The 25,902-nt window shown below is 52.1% G+C and carries 22 protein-coding genes; 6 read left to right on the top strand and 16 right to left on the bottom strand.

Annotation, left to right across the window (positions count from 1 at the left end):
* Positions 1 to 15: 15 nt before the first annotated feature.
* The 6 genes from mglC to folE form a co-directional block, all read right to left on the bottom strand.
* Positions 16 to 1,026: a galactose/methyl galactoside ABC transporter permease MglC gene (gene mglC, locus K8W53_RS08160; protein ID WP_001275101.1), complete on the bottom strand. Its 1,011-nt coding sequence runs from the start codon at positions 1,024 to 1,026 to the stop codon at positions 16 to 18.
* A 15-nt stretch (positions 1,027 to 1,041) separates the two neighbouring features.
* Complete coding sequence (gene mglA, locus K8W53_RS08155) at positions 1,042 to 2,562, bottom strand: galactose/methyl galactoside ABC transporter ATP-binding protein MglA (protein WP_023207067.1); 1,521 nt, start codon at positions 2,560 to 2,562, stop codon at positions 1,042 to 1,044.
* Between the two features lie 133 nt (positions 2,563 to 2,695).
* Complete coding sequence (gene mglB, locus K8W53_RS08150) at positions 2,696 to 3,694, bottom strand: galactose/glucose ABC transporter substrate-binding protein MglB (protein ID WP_001036942.1); 999 nt, start codon at positions 3,692 to 3,694, stop codon at positions 2,696 to 2,698.
* Between the two features lie 498 nt (positions 3,695 to 4,192).
* Complete coding sequence (galS, locus tag K8W53_RS08145; RefSeq protein ID WP_000628634.1) at positions 4,193 to 5,215, bottom strand: HTH-type transcriptional regulator GalS; 1,023 nt, start codon at positions 5,213 to 5,215, stop codon at positions 4,193 to 4,195.
* A gap of 149 nt (positions 5,216 to 5,364) precedes the next feature.
* Positions 5,365 to 6,507 (bottom strand): DUF418 domain-containing protein YeiB, encoded by a 1,143-nt coding sequence (gene yeiB, locus K8W53_RS08140; protein WP_023224104.1) that lies wholly within the window; start codon positions 6,505 to 6,507, stop codon positions 5,365 to 5,367.
* A 14-nt stretch (positions 6,508 to 6,521) separates the two neighbouring features.
* A complete protein-coding gene (gene folE / locus K8W53_RS08135) occupies positions 6,522 to 7,190 on the bottom strand; it encodes a GTP cyclohydrolase I FolE (protein WP_001139611.1) in 669 nt (222 codons plus the stop codon).
* 329 nt (positions 7,191 to 7,519) lie between these two features.
* Here folE and fghA point away from each other — a divergent pair, with 329 nt between their 5' ends.
* Complete coding sequence (gene fghA / locus K8W53_RS08130; protein ID WP_000425488.1) at positions 7,520 to 8,377, top strand: S-formylglutathione hydrolase; 858 nt, start codon at positions 7,520 to 7,522, stop codon at positions 8,375 to 8,377.
* On the opposite strand, the gene K8W53_RS08125 is transcribed toward fghA, so the two are convergent.
* Both K8W53_RS08125 and K8W53_RS08120 read right to left on the bottom strand, forming a co-directional pair.
* Positions 8,366 to 8,755, bottom strand: coding sequence for a helix-turn-helix domain-containing protein (locus K8W53_RS08125; protein WP_000876817.1), 390 nt, complete (start codon positions 8,753 to 8,755; stop codon positions 8,366 to 8,368). The two genes, fghA and K8W53_RS08125, sit on opposite strands and share 12 nt — an antisense overlap.
* 4 nt (positions 8,756 to 8,759) lie before the next feature.
* Positions 8,760 to 10,127: an L-serine ammonia-lyase gene (locus K8W53_RS08120; protein ID WP_052939441.1), complete on the bottom strand. Its 1,368-nt coding sequence runs from the start codon at positions 10,125 to 10,127 to the stop codon at positions 8,760 to 8,762.
* A gap of 216 nt (positions 10,128 to 10,343) precedes the next feature.
* Between K8W53_RS08120 and serB the strand changes: the two genes are divergently transcribed.
* Entirely contained in the window at positions 10,344 to 11,231 is an 888-nt protein-coding gene (serB, locus tag K8W53_RS08115; protein WP_000022914.1) for a phosphoserine phosphatase SerB, read from the top strand.
* Between the two features lie 32 nt (positions 11,232 to 11,263).
* Positions 11,264 to 12,586 (top strand): MFS transporter, encoded by a 1,323-nt coding sequence (locus K8W53_RS08110; protein ID WP_023224101.1) that lies wholly within the window; start codon positions 11,264 to 11,266, stop codon positions 12,584 to 12,586.
* Positions 12,587 to 12,629: 43 nt separating this feature from the next.
* Here K8W53_RS08110 and cirA read toward each other — a convergent pair whose 3' ends face one another.
* The 3 genes from cirA to yieE all read right to left on the bottom strand — a co-directional run bounded on the left by cirA (position 12,630) and on the right by yieE (position 17,489).
* On the bottom strand, positions 12,630 to 14,621 hold the full coding sequence (cirA, locus tag K8W53_RS08105) for a catecholate siderophore receptor CirA (protein WP_000488252.1): 1,992 nt from the start codon (positions 14,619 to 14,621) through the stop codon (positions 12,630 to 12,632).
* A 345-nt stretch (positions 14,622 to 14,966) separates the two neighbouring features.
* On the bottom strand, positions 14,967 to 16,436 hold the full coding sequence (gene lysP, locus K8W53_RS08100) for a lysine-specific permease (protein WP_000534999.1): 1,470 nt from the start codon (positions 16,434 to 16,436) through the stop codon (positions 14,967 to 14,969).
* 189 nt (positions 16,437 to 16,625) lie between these two features.
* Positions 16,626 to 17,489 carry a DNA-binding transcriptional regulator YeiE gene (gene yieE, locus K8W53_RS08095; protein WP_000548316.1) on the bottom strand — a complete coding sequence of 288 codons (864 nt, stop codon included), beginning with the start codon at positions 17,487 to 17,489 and terminating at the stop codon, positions 16,626 to 16,628.
* A 120-nt stretch (positions 17,490 to 17,609) separates the two neighbouring features.
* Between yieE and K8W53_RS08090 the strand changes: the two genes are divergently transcribed.
* Together K8W53_RS08090 and nfo are read left to right on the top strand one after the other, a co-directional pair.
* On the top strand, positions 17,610 to 18,659 hold the full coding sequence (locus K8W53_RS08090) for a YeiH family protein (RefSeq protein WP_000137966.1): 1,050 nt from the start codon (positions 17,610 to 17,612) through the stop codon (positions 18,657 to 18,659).
* Positions 18,660 to 18,737: 78 nt separating this feature from the next.
* Positions 18,738 to 19,595, top strand: a complete 858-nt coding sequence (nfo, locus tag K8W53_RS08085) for a deoxyribonuclease IV (protein WP_023224099.1) — start codon at positions 18,738 to 18,740, stop codon at positions 19,593 to 19,595.
* 64 nt (positions 19,596 to 19,659) lie between these two features.
* Here nfo and fruA read toward each other — a convergent pair whose 3' ends face one another.
* From fruA to fruB, 3 genes are read right to left on the bottom strand one after another with little or no spacing between them, the layout of a single operon-like run.
* Complete coding sequence (fruA, locus tag K8W53_RS08080; protein ID WP_000854408.1) at positions 19,660 to 21,348, bottom strand: PTS fructose transporter subunit IIBC; 1,689 nt, start codon at positions 21,346 to 21,348, stop codon at positions 19,660 to 19,662.
* A gap of 16 nt (positions 21,349 to 21,364) precedes the next feature.
* On the bottom strand, positions 21,365 to 22,303 hold the full coding sequence (gene fruK, locus K8W53_RS08075) for a 1-phosphofructokinase (RefSeq protein ID WP_000091249.1): 939 nt from the start codon (positions 22,301 to 22,303) through the stop codon (positions 21,365 to 21,367).
* A complete protein-coding gene (gene fruB / locus K8W53_RS08070) occupies positions 22,303 to 23,433 on the bottom strand; it encodes a fused PTS fructose transporter subunit IIA/HPr protein (RefSeq protein WP_000487287.1) in 1,131 nt (376 codons plus the stop codon). The genes fruK and fruB overlap by 1 nt, the downstream gene beginning before the upstream one ends.
* Before the next feature lie 369 nt (positions 23,434 to 23,802).
* On the opposite strand from fruB, the gene setB reads away from it, so the two are divergent.
* Positions 23,803 to 24,984, top strand: a complete 1,182-nt coding sequence (gene setB / locus K8W53_RS08065) for a sugar efflux transporter SetB (RefSeq protein ID WP_000551926.1) — start codon at positions 23,803 to 23,805, stop codon at positions 24,982 to 24,984.
* Positions 24,985 to 25,048: 64 nt separating this feature from the next.
* On the opposite strand, the gene K8W53_RS08060 is transcribed toward setB, so the two are convergent.
* Positions 25,049 to 25,714, bottom strand: coding sequence for a GNVR domain-containing protein (locus K8W53_RS08060; RefSeq protein ID WP_023224387.1), 666 nt, complete (start codon positions 25,712 to 25,714; stop codon positions 25,049 to 25,051).
* A gap of 1 nt (position 25,715) precedes the next feature.
* Positions 25,716 to 25,838 carry a membrane protein gene (locus K8W53_RS08055; protein WP_001519564.1) on the bottom strand — a complete coding sequence of 41 codons (123 nt, stop codon included), beginning with the start codon at positions 25,836 to 25,838 and terminating at the stop codon, positions 25,716 to 25,718.
* Positions 25,839 to 25,902: the final 64 nt, after the last annotated feature.

Genomic DNA, 25,902 nt, shown 5'->3' with positions numbered 1-25,902 from the left:
AATAGGTCTGGATAACTACTTCTTACGCGCGTATTTCAGCGAGTCCAGCGCCACGGCGAAAATGATAATGCCGCCTTTGATAATGTACTGCCAGTACGGGTTTACCCCGATATAGGTCAGGCCATAGTTGATGACGGTAAAGATAATGACGCCGGTCACCACGCCGAAGACCGTCCCCACTCCGCCGCTAAACGATACGCCCCCGACAACGCACGCGGCAATCGCATCCAGTTCATACATAAAGCCGAGGTTGTTGGTGGCAGAACCAATACGCCCTGCTTCCAGTAAGCCGCCGAAGGCATAAAACACGCCGGAGAGCGCATAAATCATCAGCAGGTTCAGCGCCACGTTTACGCCAGAAACTTTCGCCGCCTCCGGGTTGCCGCCAATAGCAAAAATGTTTTTACCAAAACGGGTCTTATTCCACAGCACCCAGACAAACGCTACCGCAATCAGAGCGTAAAAGGTGATGTATGAGAGCCGGAAACTGCCCATCGCCACAAAGCCCTGTGCAAAGGTGGAAAAGCCGCTGTCAAAGCCGGAAATGGGCGAAGCGCCGACAAAGTCATAGTAAAGGGAGTTGATCCCATAAACGATAATCATCGTGCCAAGCGTGGTAATAAACGGCGTCACGTTCAGGTAAGCAATGATGATGCCGTTCACCAGGCCAATCACCGCGCCAATCGCGCAGACAATCAGGATGACCAGCGCAATCGGCATGGTCGCCATTTCCGGAAACACTTTATTGGCGTTTTCCATTGATTGCAGTAATGTTGCCGCCACGACCGCCGCCAGCCCTACCTGACGCCCCGCCGACAGGTCTGTCCCCTGGGTGACGATGAGTCCCGCCACGCCCAGCGCGATAATAATACGTACCGAAGATTGCGTCAGAATATTACTTAAATTCAGCAAACTTAAAAAAGTCGGGTCCTGGAAAATAATAATCGCCAGCAGCACTAAAAGAACGACGTAAATTCCGCCCTCTTTCAGCCAGGTCAAAAAGCTTTTCTTGTTTAACGCACTCATAAGGAGCCCCTGATCTTAAAGGTGCAAAGAAGCAAGACGCAAAATTTCGTTTTGCGTTGTTGTTTTAGTATCGACAATGCCGGAAACGAGACCGTTACTCATCACCAGGATACGATCGGTAATCCCTAACAGCTCCGGCATTTCAGAAGAGATAATGATGATCCCCTTGCCTTTTTTCGCCAGTTCCGCAATAAGCTGATAAATTTCAAACTTTGCGCCGACATCAATGCCGCGGGTCGGTTCGTCCAGCATTAATATTTCCGGCTGCGTTAATAGCCAGCGACCAATGATCACCTTTTGCTGATTGCCGCCGGAAAGCGAACCAATTTGCGTGCGATGCCCCGGCGTTTTTACCCGCATGGAATCAATGACCCATTGGGTGTCGCTTTTCATCCGGGAATTATCCAGTAACCCCACTTTATTTTTATAATTACGGATATTCGAAATTAATGAGTTAAACCCGATATCCAGATAGGCGTAAATTCCGGTGGAACGACGCTCTTCCGTCACCAGCGCAAAACCGTGGTTAATCGCTTCGTTCGCAGTGTGATTATTAATTTTCTTGCCATGTAAAGTGATTGTCCCGGACGACTTCTCACGAATGCCAAACAGCGTTTCGACGATATCGGTACGCTTTGCCCCAACCAGACCAGCAATGCCCAGAATTTCGCCCTTGTGCAAATCAAAGGAGACATCGCGAATGGAAGGCTGGCGCAGCGAGGTCAGGTGACGGACCTCCAGAATCACATCGCCCGGCTTATTTTCTTTATCCGGAAAGCGCTGGTTCAGGGAACGCCCGACCATCATCGCAATGATCTTATCCATATCCAGCCCTTCCAGCGGCTGGGTGGCAATCCACTGACCGTCGCGCAAAATAGTAATTTCATCGCACAATTGAAAAATTTCTTCCATTTTATGCGAGATATAAACAATTCCGCAGCCACGTTCTTTCAGCTTGCGAATAATGGTGAACAGATGATTAACCTCTTTCTCAGTTAACGATGAGGTCGGTTCATCCATAATAACGATCTTAGCATTATAGGAAAACGCCTTCGCAATTTCGATCATCTGCATTTGCGAAACGGATAACGTTCCCACGCGCGCGCGCGGGTCAATATCGATATCCAGCTCATCAAATATCGCTTTGGTATCCTGGTACATTTTATCCTGGTCGACAAACATACCTTTGGTGGGATAACGTCCCAACCACATGTTATCCATGACCGAACGTTGCAATACCAGATTTAACTCCTGGTGTACCATCGAAATCCCATTCTCCAGCGCTTCTTTCGCCGAATGGAAGTTCACTTCTTTTCCCTGAAATACAATGCTGCCGGAGTCTTTTTGATAAATACCGAAAAGACATTTTAATAATGTTGATTTGCCTGCGCCGTTTTCGCCCATTAATGCATGAATAGAGTGCGGACGAACGTTTAAGTTGACATTATCAAGCGCTTTCACGCCGGGAAATGATTTGTTAATGCCACGCATTTCCAACAAATATTCACCCGACGACGGAGAGATCGTGCTGCCCATAATGATACCCTGTCGGCCTTTTTAATTATGACTATCCGCGCCGGATGGCAAAAGAAATACGTTATCCGGTCTGCGGCGCGTCACCCTTCCACGGTTTCAGGGCGCAACAAAATTGCGCCCACAGACGGAAAAGTTATTTTTGGGTAAATTCGCTCAGATTGTCTTTGTCCACGCCGACATAAGGCACGCGCACGATTTTGTTCTCAATCTTCCAGTTGGTGCCGTCAGCCGCGCCCTTGCCTTCGGCGAGGTTTTTCGCCAGATCGAATGTCGCTTTCGCCTGATTGTTGGCGTCATTCAGTACCGTACCGGCCATCGCGCCCGATTTCACCAACGCCAGAGCTTCCGGTAACGCATCGACGCCAAAGACCGGAATCGACGATTTATTATGCGCTTTCAGCGCCTCTACCGCGCCCATCGCCATCGCATCGTTATTCGCGATAACCACTTCAATCTTGTTAGCGTTCGGGCCAGACAGCCAGGCATCCATCTTATCTTTTGCCTGCGCGGTATCCCACATGGCGGTGTCTAACGCCAGTTGCTCGGTCTGAATACCTTTATCATTTAATTCTTTCACCACATACGTCGTACGGGCTTCCGCATCCGGGTGCCCCGGCTCGCCTTTCAGCAGAACATACTGAATTTTACCGTCTTTATTCAGATCCCAACCCTGATTCGCCTGCCAGTGTTTGGCAATCAAGTCGCCCTGAATCACACCGGATTCTTTAGAGTCAGTCCCGACATAATACGCCTTGTCATAGCTGTCCAGCGCTTTGCGGGAAGGCTCTTTGTTAAAGAACACCACCGGCACATTTTGCCCGCGCGCTTTCTCAATCACCGTACCGGCGGCTGCCGGGTCGACCAGGTTAATCGCCAGAGCTTTAACCCCTTTCGCCAATAAAACGTCAATTTGATCATTCTGTTTAGATTGATCGTTTTGCGAGTCATTCATCAGTAGCTGAACATCCGGCGCGGATTTGCCATCTTTTTCAATAGCCTTACGCACCACGGACATAAAGTTATCGTCATATTTATAAATCGTCACGCCAATACGAGTATCAGCCGCGTGCGCGTGCGCGCCGAATAACAGACTTGCCATCACGGCAGAAAGGGTCAGTACCTTCTTATTCATGGTAGCTCCGGTTTTATTATGTAGGGTATAGCGTAAAAAAATGCCCGGCTGTTCAGCATGTTAACGCGTGTTACTGAACGCCGAAGCGTATTTAGAGCCTATCCCACCAGGCGTTATTGGCGCAGCCAGTTTGGACACGGACAGCGCGCAAAAACCGGAGCGTACACGTAGTACGTGAGGTTTGACTCGCTACGCTCGCCCTTCGGGCCGCCGCTAGCGGCGTTCAAAACGCTAACGCGTTTTGGCGAGCACTGCCCAGGACCAAAATGGCAAGTAAAATAGCCCTAATGGGATAAGCTCTTATTCAACTCTTTATTTTTGTCCGGTAGTCGCGGGATATTGTGATAACGGTTTTTATAAGCGAAATACCCCAGCAAAACTGACAACTAACTGTTACACATTAGTTACAGTGCGACAAACGTTGTCATCATAGCTATCACAATGTTAATAAACTGTGAATTTACTCACAGATTGAAAACGGTTACATGCGGGGCGTAATCAGTTAGTGATCAGTACCGCATTCTGTCGCCACGCCACCGAATGGCGCCGTACCAGGGTCGGCATAAAGCAGTGCGTCGCCGTGATATCCAGCGTGCCTGCGGCCCCCTGTAACGCCAGCTCGGTCGCGATTTTCGCCATAGAAGCAATAGGATAGCGCACGGTAGTCAACTGAGGATCGGTATAACGAGCAATAGGGATATCATCGAAACCGATGACAGACAGATGCAAGGGAATGGCGATGCCGTTATCTTTTAACGCCGTCAGCGCGCCCGCCGCCATGTTATCGTTATAGGCAAATACCGCCGTCAGTTGCAGATTGCGTCCCAGCAACTCAACCATTGCCGACTCGCCGCCCTGCATATCCGGCGTGCCGGTGCCAATCCAGCTCTCCGACGCAGCAACCCCCTGCTCTTGCAGCGCGTGTAACCACCCTTCTCTGCGCATCGCGTCATCTTCAATACGGTGGCTGGAGGCCAGGTAGCCGATGCGTTGATGTCCATTATTCAGCAACATTCGGGTCGCCATTCTGGCGCCGCTCACATTGTCGAGACAGACACAACGATGCGCATAACCCGGCACGATACGGTTAATCAGCACCATACCGGGGATCTGATCCATAAAGTCGCTCAGCTCGCGATCGGTTAAGGCTTTTGAGTGAACAATCAATGCGTTACAACGCTGACGGATCAAGACTTCAATCGCATGGCGCTCTTTTTCCGCCTCATGATAACTGTTGCCAATGAGAACATATTTCTGGTGCTGCTGCGCGACCAGATCTACGGCTTTCACCAGAGCGCCGAAAAAGGCATCGGAAACATCCATGACCACGACGCCGATGGTATCGCTCACCTGAGTGGCCAGCGCTTGCGCATTCGCATTTGGCCGATACCCCAGCAGGGTGACGGCCTGCATAACGGCGTCACGGGTGTCGGGACTGACCAACGCGCTGTTATTCAGTACGCGGGAAACGGTCGCTACAGACACGCCAGCCTGGCGCGCTACATCACGAATGGTGATCATATTCACTGCCCTGTTTGAGTTCAAAAATGCTCACAAATGCCCCGTTAGCAGGCGGCTATTTTGTCAGCACCCTGCCCAGGGCTGCGTGAGAAACATCACAGGGATGGAAACGGTTACAGCCATTTTGTTAATGAATGTGATCCAGATCGTTATCTGAGCGATCCTGACGCGCGCAACGTGAGTTGACGCCATAACCACTCGACCGGTCCCTGTCGCCAGAAACGTAGCCAGATGACGGAAAAGAGAAGGTTTATTGCCCATACCGGAACGACAAAGAACAAGAGTTCCAGTCGATTGAATTTCATAAATAAGCCAAACTGATAAAACAGTGTGGTACAGATGATCGTCTGCAGCAGATAATTGGTCAGCGCCATTCGCCCTACGCAGGCAATGGCAAGCGTCAGTCTGCATCGGCTAAGCTGCGGCCAGAAGCCAAACATCAGCGCGGCATAGCCCAGCGTTTGCAACGGCGCGCTCAGTTCGCGCGGCGCCTGCAATAAGAAGGCACACCAGCGGTACGCCCAGTCCAGCCGCCATTGTAAAATGACCGCAGGCAGGTTGATCATTAGCCCTAACGCCACCAGCAGAACCCCAGTACGACGATAGTGCCGCAGACTGTACTGACCTTTCAGCCAGCCGCTACGCATTAGCGCGGCGCCCAGCAGCATCATACCTGCCAGTTGCCAGCCATACTGCGCGCCGAGCGCCAGTAAACTATTCGACAGCATCTCTGCCCGGTTGCTGATAGCCTCCATGCCGCCGTTCAGCTTCCAGTATTTTTCATACAATATTGCCGACGCATCCGGCGTCCAGGCGCGGCTGGTTTCGCTACTCGATACCACGCCCAGCAGCAGTAGCACGCCAATCCCGACCAGATAAAGGAGTATGCCGGTATTGAACAGGCTTTTTACCGAAGGCGCATCGCGTATCAGTCGCCAGCAAATTAACCCGACCAGACCGTAGGCCAGCAGAATGTCGCCGTCCCAAAAGAATAACGCATGGATAAAACCTAACAGTACCAATAGCGTCAAGCGCGACTGAATCCACTGTTTACCACGCGGAAGCAGCATTTGTAGCCCCGCGCCAAACAACAACGCGAACAGCGTAAGAAACTTAGCCTGCGCCACAATATCGAGAATCGCCCAGGACCAGGCGTCTTCGGGAACGATCGCGCCGTACCAGGCGGGATTGAGATAAGCCGCCTTCGGCAATCCAAAGGCGCTAATGTTAAGAAGCAGGATACCGAGGATAGCGACGCCACGTACAAAATCCAGCGTGACATTACGCTCCATCGTCTCCGCCTTAATCATGGATGATGGCGAACGGCACGCAGAAACTCCTGGCGCGTATTCTGGCTGGACTTAAACAATCCGCCCAGCGACGTCGTCGTCGTGGCGCTGGTTGCGTCACGAATACCGCGCGCTTTCACGCAGTAATGCACCGCATCAATCGATACCGCTACATTATTGGTGCCGAGCAAGGTTTGCAGCGCCGTCAGAATTTGTTGGGTCAAACGTTCCTGAACCTGCGGACGCTGGGCGAAGAATTGCACGATGCGGTTAATTTTCGACAGGCCGATCACGGAATCTTTGGGGATATACGCGACGGTCGCTTTGCCATCAATGGTCACGAAGTGATGTTCACAGGTGCTGGTCAGCGTGATATCGCGGACGGTGACCATTTCATCCACCTTCATTTTATTTTCAATGAGGGTAATTTTCGGGAAATTGGCATAGTCGAGGCCAGCGAAAATCTCGTCAACGTACATCTTAGCGATACGATGCGGCGTTTCCATCAGACTGTCATCGCTCAAATCGAGATTCAGCAACTGCATAATCTCAGTCATATGCCCTGCGATAAGGCTTTTTCGCGTTTCATTATCCAGTTCATCCATAGGCGGGCGCAGCGGCGTTTCCAGCCCCCGGGCAACCAGCGCGTCATGAACCAGGGCCGCTTCTTTACTGAGTGATGGCATTAATCGTGTTCTCCTGCAGGTGTGGCGCCTCTGCCCTGCATGGGGCAAAGTTTGTCAATATTGTGACAGTGTGATTATTGTGCGTGAGGTAGCGCACATAATCCAGTATTCACGCCCATAATTGTTGAAATTGTCGCTGCCTTTCATGACATCTTTTCCGGTGCGAGAATGCTGGCAGGACAAAGGGCATATTTGTTAACGCAACGTTATTTAAATGATGAAGCATGTTTATGTATTACGGAAGTGAAAGTTACTCACAACGCGGTGAATAATCTGTATTATGAAGAATCTGCATACCTTATCAGGTTCACCATAAAAGGAGCCCTCGCATGGAAATGCTCGAAGAGCACCGATGTTTTGGCGGCTGGCAGCAGCGCTGGCGTCATCATGCCGCCACGCTAAACTGCGCCATGACATTCAGCATTTTTCTTCCGCCGACTCAGGATAATGAACCGCCTCCGGTACTGTACTGGTTGTCCGGGTTGACCTGCAATGATGAGAATTTTACCACCAAAGCAGGCGCGCAGCGTATCGCAGCAGAACTGGGCATTGTATTGGTGATGCCGGATACCAGTCCACGCGGTGAACAGGTCGCCGACGATAGCGGATACGATTTAGGCCACGGCGCCGGGTTTTATCTCAATGCCACACAGCCGCCCTGGGCCAGCCATTATCGCATGTACGATTACCTGCGCGATGAGCTTCCGGCGCTTATCCAGACACAGTTTAACGTCAGCGACCGTTGCGCCATCAGCGGGCACTCGATGGGCGGCCACGGCGCATTAATCATGGCGCTGAAAAATCCGGGCAAATACACCAGCGTCTCTGCTTTTGCGCCTATCGTCAACCCCAGCCGCGTGCCGTGGGGAATCAAAGCGCTTACCGCTTATCTCGGCGAAGATGAATCAGCCTGGACTGAGTGGGATAGCTGCGAATTAATGCTGGCCAGCCAGCCGCAGGACGCCATTCCTGTGCTCATCGATCAGGGCGACAGCGATCAATTCCTCGCCGATCAGCTTCAGCCCGCCGTACTGGCGGAAGCCGCGCGGCAAACCGCCTGGCCGATGACGCTACGAATCCAGCCTGGCTACGATCATAGCTATTATTTTATTGCGTCCTTCATCGAGGACCATCTGCGCTTTCATGCCCGGTATTTACGGGACGAGCGTGAGACGTCACCAACATAATGAATTTTCCAGCGCCGCGCTGTAATTCACCTCCTCCGACTGCGGCGCGGAAGATTTATTATTTAAATCCGCGGCCTGCTGGCGTACCTGAAGGCGGCCGCTGCCCTCTCCGCCTTCATAACTTTCGTGAAAATTACGCAGCTCGGATTCAAACAGCACCGCATCAAGATTATGCAACTTATCCAGCGCCCGCAGGAGAGAAATTAACGTATCAAGATTGAGCCCTCCCCCCTTCTCGATACGCTTGATGGTAGCGATGCCAACGTGCGCGCGATCGGCAAGCTGCTGCTGGGTCATCGAAAGAGACAGACGCGTCTCCTTTAAGCGGGCGCACAACGACAGGATAATCTCATCGTTATTCATCGTATTGTATTTCACGCTGTTACCCTCTCTTGCGCGGCTGAATTTTCCCCAGCGAACCATGATACGTTTCACGGTATTTAGCGCTCATGTCTTTACCGGTCTCGTACATCGCAGCAATGATCTCATCGAGCGAAATACAGGGTTCGCTTACGCGACTCATCGCCATCGTCGCCGCGTTTATCGCTTTCACGGCAGAGATGGCGTTTCTCTCTATGCAGGGAATTTGTACCTGCCCGCCCAGCGGATCGCAGGTCAATCCCAGATGATGTTCCATGGCAATTTCAGCGGCGCTCAGCGTTTGCTCCACGGATGCGCCCATCAGTTCAGCCAGGCCCGCCGCCGCCATTGAGCACGCCACGCCGATTTCCCCCTGACAGCCAACTTCAGATCCCAGAATAGAGGCGTTTTGTTTAAACAACATCGCGATAGCGGCGGCGGTCAGGAAGAAACGGGTCAGATCACCGGGCTCCAGCGGCGTGACAAATTTATCATACCAGCAGAGCGCTGCCGGAATGATGCCGCACGCGCCATTAGTTGGCGCGGTAACAATCTGTCCGCCGCTGGCATTTTCTTCGCTTACCGCAATCGCGAAGGCATTGACCCAGTTCAGCGCGGTTAAAAAATCGCTGGCGGAGCGGTTAGCCTGTAACGTCTTATGTAACGCACAGGCGCGCCGCGGTACCTGATAGGGACCGGGTAATACCCCCTCAGTATGCAGGCCGCGATAAACCGCCTGCTGCATCACGTCCCATATTTGCGCCAGATAATTCTGCAACGTCTGTGGCGAGTGGCGGCACAGCTCATTTTTCATCATCAGCGCCGCCACGGACAGGCCGTTACGCCGACACAGCGCCAGCAACTGCGCGGCATGACTAAATTCAAAGGGCGACACTGTACGCAAAGGAAGCGATGGCGTCAGCGGCTCGCCATGTTTACGAACCTGCCCGGCGCCGGTAGAAAACCAGGTCTCTTCATACACCGTAAAATAATCATCCCTGGCGCGAAACGTCATGGCATAAGGATGGCCAGGATGCGCCTGGTGATTGGCGATAATCTTGACTTTTATCGTGATTCCGCCCGCGTCGGAGAGCGGGAGTTCGATTTTGTTTTCATTTTCCGCACGCTTAATCACCGCCATATGCGAACGGAGATCGACATTCTCCGGCTGGCAACCCAGCAGCCCAAGATAAAGGGCGGTATCCACATTGTGGCACTTGCGGCTTAACGATAACGCGCCATACAGCTCGATTTCAATTTCCCGAATTAGCGGCAACGTCTCTTGTTCTCTGAGCAATGAAATAAAGTGACAGGCGGCGCGCATCGGCCCTACGGTACGTGAGCTGGATGGACCTATTACTATTTTGAATATATCAAGGCAACTCTCCATCGTTATATCAATCCTTTCAGTCTCATTCACGTTCAGTAATAAATAACATCCTCGCACAGTTGGCATATCAAAAGTGATACCTTTTGTGTCTGAACTTTACCTGGTATCAAAAACAACGCTTTTTTAGCCCTTTTCTGGCTGTGATATCTGTGATAGCACGAGATTCCACGCCGCAAAAGAGCCATTATAATACCCGTAAATTAAGGGAGTTATCATATGAGCATTATTTATTTTATTACTACACAGGATATCGATACGTTTCAGAAAAAATTACAGGAAACGTTATTTAATGCCGTCACCATGCCGTTTCCGCTATTATTTGATAAACGTTATGCCGCGCTTATCAATACCGCTTATTTAAAGCTTACGCTGCCAGCGGAATGTCTGACGCCTGAATTTTATCGCTATTTACGCGAACTCTCATTGCAATGGCAGTTTGATTTTTTTATTAAGCCGCAGCCACTGCCTGCTAACGGTATTATCGCGTTTGATATGGACTCGACATTTATTGCGGAAGAAGGCGTGGATGAAATTGCCCGCGAGCTTGGCATGTCGACGCAAATCACCGCCATTACCCAACAGGCGATGGAGGGCAAGCTTGATTTTAACGCCAGTTTTACCCGACGTATCGGAATGTTGAAAGGCACACCGAAAGCAGTGCTGAACGCCGTATGCGATCGCATGACCCTTTCGCCAGGCCTGTTAACTATTCTGCCAGTCATCAAGGCCAAAGGATTTAAAACCGCGATTATCTCCGGGGGACTGGATATATTCACCCAGCGTCTAAAAGAACGGTATCAACTAGATTATGCCTTTTCGAATACGGTTGAAATACGCGATAACGTTCTGACGGATAACATTACTTTGCCGATTATGAATGCCGCAAACAAAAAACAGACGCTGGTTGACCTGGCTGCCCGGTTAAATATTGCCACGGAGAATATTATTGCCTGCGGTGATGGCGCCAACGATCTGCCGATGTTAGAACATGCTGGCACCGGTATTGCCTGGAAAGCGAAGCCGGTTGTACGGGAAAAAATCCACCATCAGATTAATTATCACGGTTTCGAATTGCTTCTTTTTCTTATTGAAGATGAATTATAACGCGACTCACCTCGCCGGAAGGGAATTTTAAAATGAGTATAAAAACATTTATTTTCAGCCAGCCCGATAAGCCGATTGTAAAAGAGAAAAAAGAGATAGACCAGACCTATAAAAAATTTCGTTTTGAGATTATCGCCTCGGTCTTTATCTCTTATGCCGTCTTTTATCTTACCCGTAAAAACTTCTCCGCCGCGATGCCGGCCATGCTGACGGAAACGTCGCTGACCGCAGAAGACTTCGCCATTATGTCTTCTATTTTTTACATTCTTTATGGCGCGATGAAGTTTGTCGGCGGGATGCTGGTCGATAAAATTAACCCGAAAGCCATGACCGGCCCGGTGCTGATTGGCGTGGGGATTGTAAATATTCTGTTCGGCTTTTCCGACAGCGTGGCGGCATTCTACGTGCTGTACAGTCTCAACGCGATATTACAGGGCACCAGCTTTCCGCCGATGGCGAAAATTATGGCTTCGTGGTTTTCGAAAAACGAACGGGGACGCTGGTGGGCTATCGTTGAAGCGGCGCACAATATCGGCGGCAGCCTCGCGCCGCTGCTGACCAGCTTTGCTATCGCCTTTAGCGGTAGCTGGAAAATGGGGTTTTATGTTCCCGGCGCCATTTCGCTGCTGATGGGGATAGTGGCGCTATTTACCATTAAAGATCGTCCCGGTACGTTAGGTTTGCCCAACGTGGGGCAGTGGCGTAACGACCCGACGGAACTGGCCCAGGTCAAGGCCAGCCCGGTCAACCTGAGCTTCTGGCAGGTTTTTGTGAAATATATCCTGACCAATCCACTGGTATGGATCATTATTATCGGTGATATGTCGGTTTATATTGCGCGCACTATTCTTAACGACTGGCCGCAGATTTACTATTCGCAGGTTCACGGCTGGAGTCTGATAAAAGCGAACTCGATTATTTCCTGGTTTGAGGCGGGCGGACTGGCAGGTGGGTTGCTGGCAGGCTACTTGTCTGACTTTATGTTCAAAAGTAACCGCTGGATGACCGGGTTAATCTTCGCGTTAGCGCTGTGCATATGCATCGTGCTGGTGCCGCTGGTTCAGGATACCTCTTACACCCTCACCGCGATTCTGTTCACCATCATGGGCTTCGCCTTATACGGACCGCATATGCTTTTTGCCGTCGGCTGTCTGGATGTGACCCATAAGGATGCGGCGGGATCGATTACCGGCTTTCGGGGATTGTTCAGCTATGTCGGCGCGGCAATGGCCGGTGTGCCGGTAATTATGGTGAAAAATAGCTGGGCGTGGTCGGGCGTTTATATCTATGCGTTAATCGCCATTCTGCTAACGACTCTGTCGCTGGCGCTGCTCTCCAGGCTGCATCGGTTATAACATTCTGGCGACAGCGGCAAAACGCGGCTGTCGCCAGTCTCTGTCAGAAACGGTAATCCACCGCCATAAAGTAACGACGTCCGTCTTCGGTATAACCGTAGTCGTCGCGTTTGAGATCTTTATCGCCCACGTTCAGAACGCCCGCACGCAGTTTAACGTTTTTCGTCGCCTGCCATGCCGCGCCGGTATCCCAGACCACGTACCCGCCCGGCGTTTTCGCCGTTGCGCTGTCGGCCCGCTTACGCCCGGTATAATTCCCTGATACGTAGAATGACCAGTCTTCGAGCTGCACCGGTTTCCAGTCCAGCGTACCGTTCGCGGTGTGGAACGGCAGATCGGAAAGCGGCTTGTTCCCGCCATTACTGACGTCGCGTCCGTCGTTATAGGTGTAATTCAACGACAGTTTCCACGCCTCGTTAAACGGAACTTTCAACTCGGTTTCCACGCCCTGAATACGCGCTTTATTCACGTTGTAATAACGGAAGACCGGAACGCGCTGTCCCCGACTGTTGGTTTCGAAACCGACAAAGTTGGAATAGCCGGGCGCGGCGTTAACGTCAGGGGTACGACTAATGCTGATGCGATTGTCCACATCGTTACGGAACGTGGTAACGCTCGCTTCCACGCCCTCCAGTATGCCTTCTTCGCCACGGTAATAAAGGCCGAGCTCCCAGCTTTCACTGGTTTCAGGTTTCAGATCCGGGCTACCGATAATGCGGCATCCGCCACGGCAGGAGTTGGTCGCCCAGTCCGGACTTAATTGCAATAGCGACGGCGCTTTAAAGGCCGTGGCCCACCCACCTTTCACCGTCAGGGTATCCGTTGCGTTATAGACCAGATAAGCACGCGGGCTCCAGTGATCGCCATAGGTTTCATGGTCATCCATACGAATACCGGTGGTCAGCGCCAGCGGTTCGAAGATGCGCCACTCATCTTCAAGGAACAGAGCGTACTGGCTGGCGGAGGTTTTAGTACTGGAACCGCCGGTCAGGTTCACCGCATCGCTCAGTTTATCGTGACGCCATTCGCCGCCGAAGGTGAGGAACTGGTTGACAGACGCTAACGGCAGAACGTATTTCCCGTCAATCGAATTGCTTTCTGACGTGATAGGGCTACTGTTGCCGGGGTTTTTGTTTTCCACCTTTTCGCCGTAGAACTTGAGCTCGCTGTTGCCGAGATCCCAACGTCCGTTATGGCTCAACGCGTAGTTTTGCCGTTCCAGACGATTTTTATCCAGCGAGTCGGAGTCCCGGTCCTGGCGATCAAAACCGTAGCCTGCGGTAACGTCATGATTTTCGTTTGGTGTCCAGGCAAACTCGACGTTTCCATCCCGGCTGGTAAATCCTTCAATGCGCGGCGTTTCACCCGTAGCGGTGGTGGCGGAACTCTGCTGCTCGTCTTTTTCGCGTTTCGCCAGGCTACCGTAGGCTTTCATTCCCAGCACGCCGTCGATCAGCGGACCGCTGGTAAAGAACTGACCGTTATAAGTATCGCCACGGTCGCGATGTTCCTGAATAGTGGAGTCAACCGTGACGCTGCCGTGCCATTTCTGACCAATTTTTTTGGTGATAATGTTGACCACGCCGCCCAGCGCATCGGAGCCATACAGCGAGGACATGGGGCCACGCACCACTTCAATACGTTCGATAGCGTCAACCGGTATCCAGTTCAGATCAAAATCATTATGGCGGAAGACCGCGTTACGGGAGTTAACGCGCTTACCGTCGATCAGGATCAGCGTATAACTGCTGTCCAGACCACGAATACTCACGCCTTTACGGTTATCCCCTTCGTTAGTGAGCTGTACGCCCGGCACCTCTTTCAGGACATCTTTCAGGTTTTGCACGGGCCTGCGCTGTAAATCTTGCTGGGTAATGACGCTGATACTTGCTGGCGCATCTTTCAGATTTTGTTCGATGGCGGACGCGGTAACGACCATGGTTTCACCATCATCCGTTGCCGCGGCAACCGGCCAGGCCAACGTAACTGCGGACATACAAAGCCCTACCCGAACGAAAGGGTTAAACCTAAACATTCCATTTCTCCATGAGGTAAATACGACAAAAAAAATCGGTTATCGCTCACAACGCATTACGTTTCGCCTGCGATAACGGTTATCACGGCGAACTCTTTTTATGCAGGCGAGTCGGGCTCATGAGTGACGGTCGCGCCCGAATCTTCATCCTTTCTGATTTCGAGCGTAACGATAAAGCAAACGATAATAATTATCAATTTAATTGTTAATAATTATATCATTTGAACCAATCATAAAGAAAAAACAAAAAACCCTCTCGAATGAGAGGGTTAGAAGGGTCAGGTTCAGGCAGTCCGTGCCGGATAGCGGCATAAAGCCTATCCGGCCTATGACGAGAATACCGCGTTACTTTTTAACGCGTTCCGGGAAGTGCATTTCACTATAGCGCACGAAATGCGTACCTTTTATCAGCTTGTAGCCGAACCAGATAAGCAGGAACAGCGGAATACCGATATAGGTCGCCGCGACGCCGCCCCAGTCGATGGTATCTTTCAGGAATGCTTCATAGTTCTGCCCCAACGTAATAATCAGGCACAGTACAAAGGCGAAAATCGGCCCCAGCGGGAAGAACCCGGAACGGTACGGCAAATCATTCACATCATACCCTTGTATCACGTAACCGCGACGGAAGCGATAATGGCTAATGGCAATCCCCAGCCAGGCGATGAAGCCCGTCATACCGGAGGTGTTCAACAGCCACAGATAGACCGTCTGGTTGCCGAACATTGAGGTCAAAAAGCAAAGACCGGCAATCACGGTGGTGGCATAAAGCGCATTGCGCGGTACGCCGCCGCGGGACAATTTCGCAAAAATACGCGGGGCCTTACCGTCACAGGCCAGGGTGTAGAGCATACGGGTCGAGGCATACATCCCGGAGTTACCCGCAGACAGTACCGCCGTCAGGATAACCGCATTCATTATCGCCGCCGCAGACAACAAGCCCGCATGCTGGAACACTAAGGTAAACGGACTGACGCTAATGTCTTTGACGTCGTTACGCAGCAGGTTTGGATCGGTATAAGGAATGATCAGGCTGATAATCAAAATCGCGAAAACATAAAACAGCAGAATACGCCAGAACACCTGACGCACCGCGCGCGGAATATTCTTCTCCGGGTTTTCAGATTCCCCGGCGGCAATACCAATCAGCTCAGTTCCCTGGAAAGAGAAGCCCACGATCATCGCGACGCCAATCATTGCCGCAAAACCGCCAGCAAAAGGCGCATCGCCCGTCGTCCAGTTGCTCCAGCCGACCGGCTCGACACCTTTAAAGATACCGATAATCATCGCTACGCCAACGATGATGAAGATAATAACGGTCGCGACTTTAATTAACGAGAACCAGTACTCCGCTTCGCCAAAACCGCGCACGGAAATGTAGTTCAGCAAGAAAATGACGCAGAGGAATAGCGCGCTCCAGATCCAGCCCGGCGTGTCCGGGAACCACCAGCCCATCACCAATTGCGCGGCAACCAGGTCAACAGCGATAGTCACCGCCCAGTTGTACCAGTAGTTCCAGCCCAGCGCGAAACCAAAGCCTTCTTCCACATAGTTCTGACCATATGTCGCAAACGAGCCAGATACCGGCATATAGGCCGCCAGCTCGCCAAGACTGGTCATCAGGAAGTAGACCATCAAACCAATCAGAATATAAGAAAACAGCGCGCCGCCTGGCCCCGCCTGAGAAATTGTCGCACCAGATGCAACGAAAAGACCTGTCCCGATGGAGCCGCCAATGGCAATCATCGTCAGGTGACGCGCCTTTAATTCGCGACGTAGCGCGGGCGCTTCTGTGGTTTTAGTTTTGGAACCCATGTGAAAATGCTATCCATCCAAAAAATGAGGCGCGATTGTAACAGACGAAATACTATCCTTCCGACACAAATGCGCGGTTATAAGAGACCTTCATGACCGGCCACGGATTATAAGTAAAGCAGAGAATAACGTATACGTAAGCGGATACTAAAAATGGCGATGCCGCCCGGGCAGCCCTCCTCTTCACCTTTATTCACAGTAACTCAAAAAACGCTGCAACGCGTTAGAAAGATGTTTCTGCCGATGATGAACACGCCACAACGTGCGCACCAGGCGCGGTAACGGCACCGCGACTTCGCCCAGGGTTCCCGCCTGGAGTTGTTCAGCAATCACCCGGCGCGATAAACAGCTTATCCCCAGTCCATGACGCACCGCATGTTTGATCGCTTCTGAATTCCCCAACTCCATCGCCATATGAAAGCGCGGCAAATGCGACAACAGCAAATAATCGACAATTTCCCGCGTACCGGAACCGCGCTCGCGTAAAATCCATGGGGATGCCGCAAGCTGTTCCAGCGTCACCGGCCCCTGCGTCAGCGGCGAGGACGGCGCGGCAAAGACCACCAGCTCATCTTCCAGCCACGGCTCAGAAATAATCTCTGTACTGTGACATGGTCCTTCAATCAGGCCGATATCAACCCGAAAATCCAGCACCGCGTTAATCACGTCCTGGCTGTTTCCCACGCTGAGTTCCAGCGGTAAGGCCGGATAATGCTGGCGATAGCGGGCAATCATGGCGGGTAAAATGTAATTGCCGATGGTGCTACTGGCATAAACCCGTATCGCGCCGTTATCCTCACGAAATAGCTGCTCAATTTCTACCGCTTGCTCCAGCAATGCCAGCGCGCGCGGGTATAACAAGCGCCCGTGTTCGTTGACCACCAGCCGTTTCCCCACCCGATCAAACAACTGTACGCCGAGCTGACCTTCCAGATCGGTGAGCGCGGCGCTAACGGCGGACTGCGATAATGACAGCATGACCGACGCCTGGGTTGTTGAACCGCTTTTCAGTACTTCAGCAAACACTTCAAGTTGTCGTAGCGTAATATGCATAGTCGTATCCCACCGATAGCGTTTCACTTACCACTTATAAAGATTAATTATAAATATATAATCAATTTTATTTTTAAACCAGATCACCGTAACCTTATTGTCCATATACAGGAGAAGGTTATGACAGAACTCACCTTGCAGAATCATCGTCGTACAATGTGGCATTTTATACCGGGGCTCGCTCTGAGCGCCGTCATTACAGGAGTCGCCCTGTGGGGCGGCGCTATCCCTGCCGTTGCAGGCGCGGGGTTCAGCGCTCTGACCCTGGCTATCCTGCTGGGTATGGTTATCGGGAATACCGTCTATCCACAAATATGGAAACAATGCGACGGCGGCGTGCTGTTTGCAAAACAACATTTACTGCGTTTAGGGATTATCCTTTACGGCTTCCGCCTTACCTTTTCACAAATCGCCGACGTGGGTATTAGCGGTATTGTGATTGACGTATTAACGCTTTCCAGCACGTTCATGCTGGCCTGCTTCTTAGGCCAAAAAGTCTTTGGTCTGGACAGGCATACCAGCTGGCTGATTGGCGCCGGTAGCAGTATCTGCGGCGCGGCGGCGGTACTGGCGACAGAACCGGTGGTAAAAGCGGAAGCCAGTAAGGTTACTGTAGCCGTCGCGACTGTCGTTATTTTCGGCACCATCGCTATTTTCCTTTACCCGGCAATGTATCCGCTGCTGGCGCACTGGTTCAGCCCGGAAACTTACGGCATCTATATCGGCTCAACCATGCATGAAGTCGCGCAAGTGGTCGCAGCGGGTCATGCCGTTAGCCCGGATGCGGAAAATGCGGCAGTTATCGCTAAGATGCTGCGTGTCATGATGCTGGCGCCGTTCCTGATCATTCTGGCGGCACGCGTTAAACAGCTTTCACCGGCGACCGGCGCGGAAAAAAGCAAAATTACCATTCCGTGGTTTGCTATTTTCTTCATCGTAGTGGCGATCTTCAACTCTTTCCACCTGCTGCCGAAAGCCGTAGTGGATATGCTGGTGACGCTGGACACAGTGCTGCTGGCGATGGCGATGGCGGCGTTGGGTCTGACCACTCACGTTAGCGCATTGAAAAAAGCGGGGGCGAAACCGCTGCTGATGGCGCTGGCATTATTCGCCTGGCTGATTATTGGCGGTGGCGCCATTAACGTCCTAATCCATAGCCTTATCGCATAAATTATTACGTTTCACGCCTGTTAACCCGTTATCATAGCGTTCGTAATGAACCGTTAGCGGGTTTAACAGGAGTCTTTTATGAAATACATCGGAGCGCACGTCAGCGCTGCTGGCGGTCTGGCTAACGCCCCTGCCCGCGCGGCTGAAATTGGCGCAACGGCCTTTGCGCTTTTCACAAAAAACCAGCGTCAGTGGCGTGCCGCCCCCCTTACTCCCCAGGTCATTGATGACTTTAAAATCGCCTGTGAAAAGTATCATTTCTCGGCGGCGCAAATTCTTCCCCACGATAGTTACCTGATTAATCTGGGCCATCCGGTCAGTGAAGCGCTGGAAAAATCACGCGATGCCTTTCTCGATGAAATGCAGCGCTGTGAACAACTCGGCTTAACCTTGCTTAATTTTCATCCCGGTAGCCATCTGATGCAGATTGCACAGGAGGATTGCCTGGCGCGGATCGCGGAATCCATCAATATTGCCCTCGCGCAGACCGAGGGCGTTACGGCGGTTATCGAAAATACAGCCGGTCAGGGCAGTAATCTGGGGTTTGAGTTTGAACAGTTAGCCACCATCATCGACGGCGTGGAAGATAAGTCGCGCGTTGGCGTCTGTATCGATACCTGCCATGCCTTTGCCGCCGGATACGATCTGCGTACGCCAGAGGCGTGCGAAAAAACGTTCGCCGAATTCGGGAAAATTGTCGGATTTCAGTATTTGCGCGGAATGCACCTGAACGACGCCAAAAGCGCCTTCGGTAGCCGCGTTGACCGCCATCACAGTCTGGGTGAAGGCAATATCGGCCACGATGCGTTTCGTTGGATTATGCAGGATGCGCGTTTTGACGGTATTCCGCTGATACTGGAGACCATCAATCCTGATATCTGGGCGGAAGAGATTGCGTGGTTAAAAGCCCAGCAAATTGCCGAAGCGGTGGCCTGACGCTCAATGTTCTTCAGGTAATAAAAAAGGCAGAGCGCGCTCTGCCTTTTTTAGCGTGTTTCTCTTATGCCGCTTTTGCCGCGACTTCCGTCTCCGGACGTTTCAGGACGGCATAAGCCAGCCCTGCCACCAGCGTACCGGCCACAATTGCCAGCAGGTATCCCAATACCGGCGTAATTGCGCCTGGGATAAGCAGAACAAACAGACCGCCATGCGGCGCCATCAATTTTGCGCCTACCGCCATAGAAATAGCCCCGGTCAACGCGCCGCCAACGATACAGCACGGCAGTACACGCATCGGGTCGCGTGCCGCAAACGGAATAGCGCCTTCAGTGATAAAGCACAGCCCCAGCACCAACGCCGCTTTACCGCCTTCCTGCTGCGCTTTGTCGAACTTACGACGCGCCACCATCGTTGCCAGACCCAGCGCTAACGGCGGTACCATACCTGCGGCCATGATCGCCGCCATCGGCGCGTAAGTTTGCGTACTCAGCAGACCAACGCCAAACGCATACGCCGCTTTGTTCACCGGGCCGCCCATGTCGGTACACATCATCCCGCCGAGAATCGCGCCCAACAGTACCGCGTTTGCGGTTCCCATGGTTTGCAGCCAGTGGGTGAGCCCTTCCAGAATCCCGGCAACCGGTTTACCGATCAGGTAAATCATCGCCAGCCCCACCACCAGACTGGAAATTAACGGGATGATCAGGATTGGCTTCAGCGCTTCCATACTTTGCGGAAGTTTCAGTTTGGTACTGATAAGCTTCGCCATATACCCGGCAAGGAAGCCGGCAATGATCCCGCCGATAAAACCGGAACCGGTGCTAACCGCCAGCATACCGCCAATCAGACCTGGCGTAAGGCCTGGGCGATCCGCGATGGAGAAAGCGATATAACCCGCCAGTACCGGCACCATCAGCGCAAACGCCGAACCGCCGCCAATCTGCATCAGCGCCGCCGCCAGCGTGTCCGGCACCTTAAAGGCTTCAATACCAAAAGCGAAGGAAAGCGCAATACACAGTCCCCCGGCAACCACCATAGGCAGCATGTAAGAAACGCCCGTCAACAGATGCCGGTATGCGCCAGCGCTCTCTTTCTTCCCTTCGGTCGCCGCTTGCGATGCCTTACCCGCCGGTTGATACGGCGTCGCTTCCGCTACGGCTTTATCCAGCTCCTGCGCCGTCTTTTTCAGCGCCAGGCCGGTCGACGTGCGGTACATTGGGAGACCGGCAAACTTCGCCAGATCCACTTCGATATCCGCCGCCACAATCACTAAATCCGCTTCCGCCACCTCTTCCGGGGTGATGGCATTGCCGGCCCCCACGGAGCCGCGCGTTTCGACTTTTACCCACCAGCCGCGTTTTTTCGCTTCTGTTTCAATGGCTTCAGCCGCCATAAAAGTATGAGCGACGCCGGTCGGGCAGGCCGTTACCGCGACCACGCGTTTCGGACCGCCGCTCGCCGCAGGAGCAGCCGCAGCAGGGGCGCTGTAAGGGGTCGCATGGCTTTTGGCTTCACTCAGAAACAGTTCCGGATGCGCGACGGCGCGGCCAATATCCCCCAGCCAAACCTTTTTGCCGTTCAAAGCATTGTCGTTCGGCAGAGATTCGCCCAATACGATCGCCAGCTCAGCATCATTCGGATTGTCGATAATTTCCAGATTTGCTTTATGCGCCGCCGCTCCAAGCAGGGTTTTCGCCATGTAAGCGCGAGCCTGGCCGAGATTAGCGTCAATTATCAGCAGCGTTTTCATTATGCCTCTCCTGCTGTCAGTTAAACGGTTGTAAGTCGACACGCGCCATCATTGCGGCCAACTGAGGACGATCGGTAATACCCACATTGCTCTGGCTGACCGCCAGCGCGGCAACCGCCGTCGCCAGACGCAGCGTATGTTCGCTGGACTCGCGCATCAGCAGGCCGTAAATCAATCCGCCAACCATGGAATCGCCTGCGCCGACGGTACTTACCACGTCAACCGCCGGTGGTTTAGCGATCCATTCTCCTGAGGCGTTAACCCACAGCGCGCCTTCCGCCCCCAGCGAAATCACCACATGGGCGATACCCTGTTCGCGTAACGCGTGCGCCGCATCAATCACATCTTTCATTTCCGGGAGCTTACGACCCGCCCAAATTTCCAGTTCGCGGCGATTCGGTTTCACCAGCCACGGCGCAGCTTTAAGACCGGCGACTAACGCTTCACGGCTACTATCAAAGATAATGCATGGACACTGGCTGCGCAGACGCGTCATCCAGTCGGTGAACGCTTCCGGACTCACGCCAGCCGGTAAGCTACCGCTGACGCAGACCATATCGAACTGGCCCAGCCAGCTCAGGGAGTCGTTAACAAAGCGTTCCCAGTCTGCGGGGGTCACGTCAAAGCCGGAAAAGTTGAAGTCGGTCACTTCGCCATCTTTTTCCGTCAGCTTCACGTTGATGCGGGTCCGGCCCTGAACCACCTGAAAGCGGTTAGCGATGCCCAGTTCGCTGAATAATTGCTGAAAACCGTCCTGGTTATCTTTACCGAGAAAACCGCCGACGGTGACGTCGATGCCTAAGTCTTTCAGCACTTTGGCAACGTTAATGCCTTTGCCCGCCGCGTGCAGACCCGTGGTTTTCACCAGGTTCACTTCGCCGCGTTCGATTTCAGGGCAAAACCCAACCAGATCGTAAGCCGGATTAAGGGTAATGGTGGCGACACGCCTGCTCATTATGCGCCCTCCCCGAGACCGGCGGCGATCGCATCGCCAATCGCTTTCAGCGCCTGTTCAGCATCTTCACCCTGCGCGGTAAAGCGCAGACGATGGCCTTTCTTCACGCCTAACGCCACCACTTTCATCAGACTACGTCCGTTTGCCGGTTTGCCGGTTCCATCAAGGTTTGTCACGGTAATTTCACTGTTAAATTGTTTAATCGTATTCACCAGCATGGTGCCCGGACGGGCATGGAGACCATGCTCATTACGCACTACAAATTCCGCGCTCAGTACGTCATCCGTCAGCGCATCATCACTGGTCAGCAACGCCAGCAGCGTCGCGGCGTCGGCGCTCAGCAGACGATCGGCTTTATTGTTCAGCAACAGGTCGCCGAGGCGTTTTAACACGGCAATCGGCTGCTCGTCGTTCATCGCGACAGTGACTAATAAGGCTGCTTTTTCACCCTCTACGTCAAACGCCTGGGTCGCACGGCTTACCGCAACAGCGCTGCGCAAATTGCCTTCCGCGCTGTCGTTCAGCCAGATGCCTTGTCCCAGATTCATCGGACTATCGTTAATCGTTTTTGCGACGAACGCCGCATCAACCGCTCCCGCCTCTTTCAGACGCGCCGCATTTAGCGCCTGCAATGTGACCAGCGAGCTGGCGATGACATCCAGCGTCATCGTCTCGTTATCAAGTTTTAATTGTTCACTTTGCTTCTCGCCCATCAGCAATGCGCGCAGCTCTTCCGCCGTTGTCGCGGATTTCAGCTGTTCAGCCACGGAGTCATCGCTCAGCACATGCGTCAGCTGACGCAGCAGGCCAAGGTGTTCGTCCGAACTGGCGGCAATACCAATCGCCACGTAGGCGACCTGGCCTTCTCCCCAGGTAACGCCCTGCGGAAATTGAAAGACCTGGACGCCGGTTTTCAGCACCTGATCGCGCGTGTCTGTTGTGCCATGGGGAATCGCAATACCATTGCCAAGAAAGGTCGAGGTTTGCTGTTCGCGCGCCAGCATACCGTCAACATAGCCGCCCGCCACATTCCCCGCCTGCGCTAACGCGGCGGCGATTTGCCGAATGGCCTCTTCTTTATTTCCGGCCTGCTCGCCCGGATGAATGTCCTGAACCGATAACTGGAACATGTGTCTCCTCTCCTGCTGAATTGAAACGATTCAGCCACTATGAGAAAAAAAGCGCCAATCTGAGTTATCAAAAAAACCAGATCGCGCTGAAACGTTTCAAGAAGTCTGGATCTTTCTGCTTCAGCACGCAAGAAAAGTTACCGGTTTTGTAGCAATTTTTTGAGGTGAAGCACATTTTTTCTCCAACAGACCCTCAATAGCTGACGCATAAAAGGCTTCAGCTTTTTTCTTTCAGCTTGCGTCAGCACCCCCCTGGTAACAAACTGGAATGCTATTTTGATTTTTCGTGTCGATTTTGATTCAGACGCCTGTTTATTTTCTGACGGGCAGCGTAAACTCCGCCTCTCTTCACACCACTGATATAGAAACATGCACAACAGTCCCGCCGCCGCTGCGCCTAAATCGTTTGACCTGGCGTCTACCGCCTTTTTGATCGTCGCTTTTCTCACCGGTATTGCCGGTGCGCTACAGGCGCCGACGCTCAGTATTTTTCTGACGGATGAGGTTCACGCCCGTCCCGGCATGGTGGGATTCTTTTTTACCGGCAGCGCGGTTATCGGCATTATCGTGAGCCAGTTTCTGGCGGGTCGCTCAGATAAAAAAGGCGATCGCAAAAAACTGATCGTTTTCTGTTGCGTGCTGGGCATGTTGGCCTGCGTGCTGTTTGCCTGGAACCGCAACTACTTTATTTTGCTGTTTATCGGCGTCTTTCTCAGTAGCTTCGGCTCTACCGCCAACCCGCAGATGTTTGCGCTCGCCCGTGAACATGCCGATCGTACAGGTCGTGAAGCGGTGATGTTCAGCTCAATCCTCCGCGCCCAGGTCTCATTGGCCTGGGTCATTGGGCCGCCGCTGGCCTATGCGCTGGCGATGGGTTTTAGCTTTACGGTGATGTATTTGAGCGCGGCGGTAGCTTTTATCGTCTGCGGCGTCATAGTGTGGTTCTTTTTACCGTCAATGCGCAAAGATGCGCCGCTGGCGACCGGCACGCTGGAAGCACCGCGTCGTAATCGCCGCGATACGCTGTTGCTGTTTGTCATCTGTACGTTAATGTGGGGAACTAACAGCCTGTATATCATTAATATGCCGCTGTTTATCATCAATGAGCTGCATCTTCCGGAAAAACTTGCAGGCGTGATGATGGGCACCGCCGCCGGGCTGGAGATTCCCACAATGCTGATTGCAGGTTACTTCGCCAAACGGCTGGGAAAACGCCTGTTAATGTGCATCGCCGTTGTCGCCGGACTGTGCTTTTATGCGGGTATGTTGCTGGCGCACGCACCGGCAACGTTGCTCGGCTTGCAGTTGCTGAACGCGATTTACATCGGCATTCTTGGCGGGATTGGCATGCTCTATTTTCAGGATCTGATGCCAGGCCAGGCGGGTTCAGCCACCACGCTGTATACCAATACCATTCGCGTCGGCTGGATCATTGCCGGTTCGCTGGCGGGAATCGCCGCAGAAATCTGGAATTACCATGCGGTCTTCTGGTTTGCGTTAGTCATGATTGTCGCCACCATGTTCTGCCTGGCGCGTATTAAAGATGTTTAACTTGCAAGCCTGATACTTTTACTCTTCGACACATTTCAGCGCAGAGTTTATCTCTGCGCAATGTTCATGCGCGGTCATTCATTGTCTTTTTCTCAATACGATATTCTGTTAGCGCCCTCCTACATAAAAGACCGGTTATTGAGAAAATTACGCCCATCAGCCCGCAAAGGACCAACACCAGCCGCATCTTATATTTTGGTGTAACAGCAACATCTATCACTTCAATGTTAGCATTATTTTTAACCGCCTCCGACAACAATGATAGCTTTGCATATGTTTCCGTTTGTAACATATTTTTATGCACGCTATAACGTTTAATGTCACCGTCATCGATATACCATGCTGCCATTTTATCGACACTATTTTTCAGGGTGGAAATAATATTATTGACGCTTTCTTCCCTCCCCTGCGCCTTAAAAAGGACAAGCTGGTTTTTCGCGTCAAAACTTATTTTATTTTTATAGTTCGCAGGCAAGAAACGGCTAAACTGGTTAAGGATAACCGTTGTTTTACATTGAATATCATTAGTATAGCCACATAACGCATAGGTAGCAGGCGTATCCAGATTAGGTTTGATCGTAATACTCACAACCTTTGTATCATGCTGCACGCTCACAAAAACATAGCCAATGGCGACAAAAATAAAGGTAGCGATCACCATACTTAGCCATTTTCTTATAAGGAATAAGGAAACGTCGACTAAATCAATTTCACTATTTTCTCCCCGCATTTCACATCCCTTTTAAAACGCTAATAGTCAACCCGAATACTGAAATAACAAAAAGCAACACCAGCGTAAAAATAAACGCCCTGGCTGCGAACGTATATTTCTTCATAAGATAAAACCCACACATAAGAATTCGAGTATTTTAAAGGAAAATAACAACACATTCACACTGGTTATATCGATCGGTAAAT

It is taken from the genome of Salmonella sp. A29-2 (assembly GCF_020150755.1).
Taxonomy (GTDB): Bacteria; Pseudomonadota; Gammaproteobacteria; order Enterobacterales; family Enterobacteriaceae; genus Salmonella; species Salmonella enterica.
Note: the sequence above shows the minus strand (reverse complement) of the source record. Positions and strands in the feature narration are given on the sequence as shown.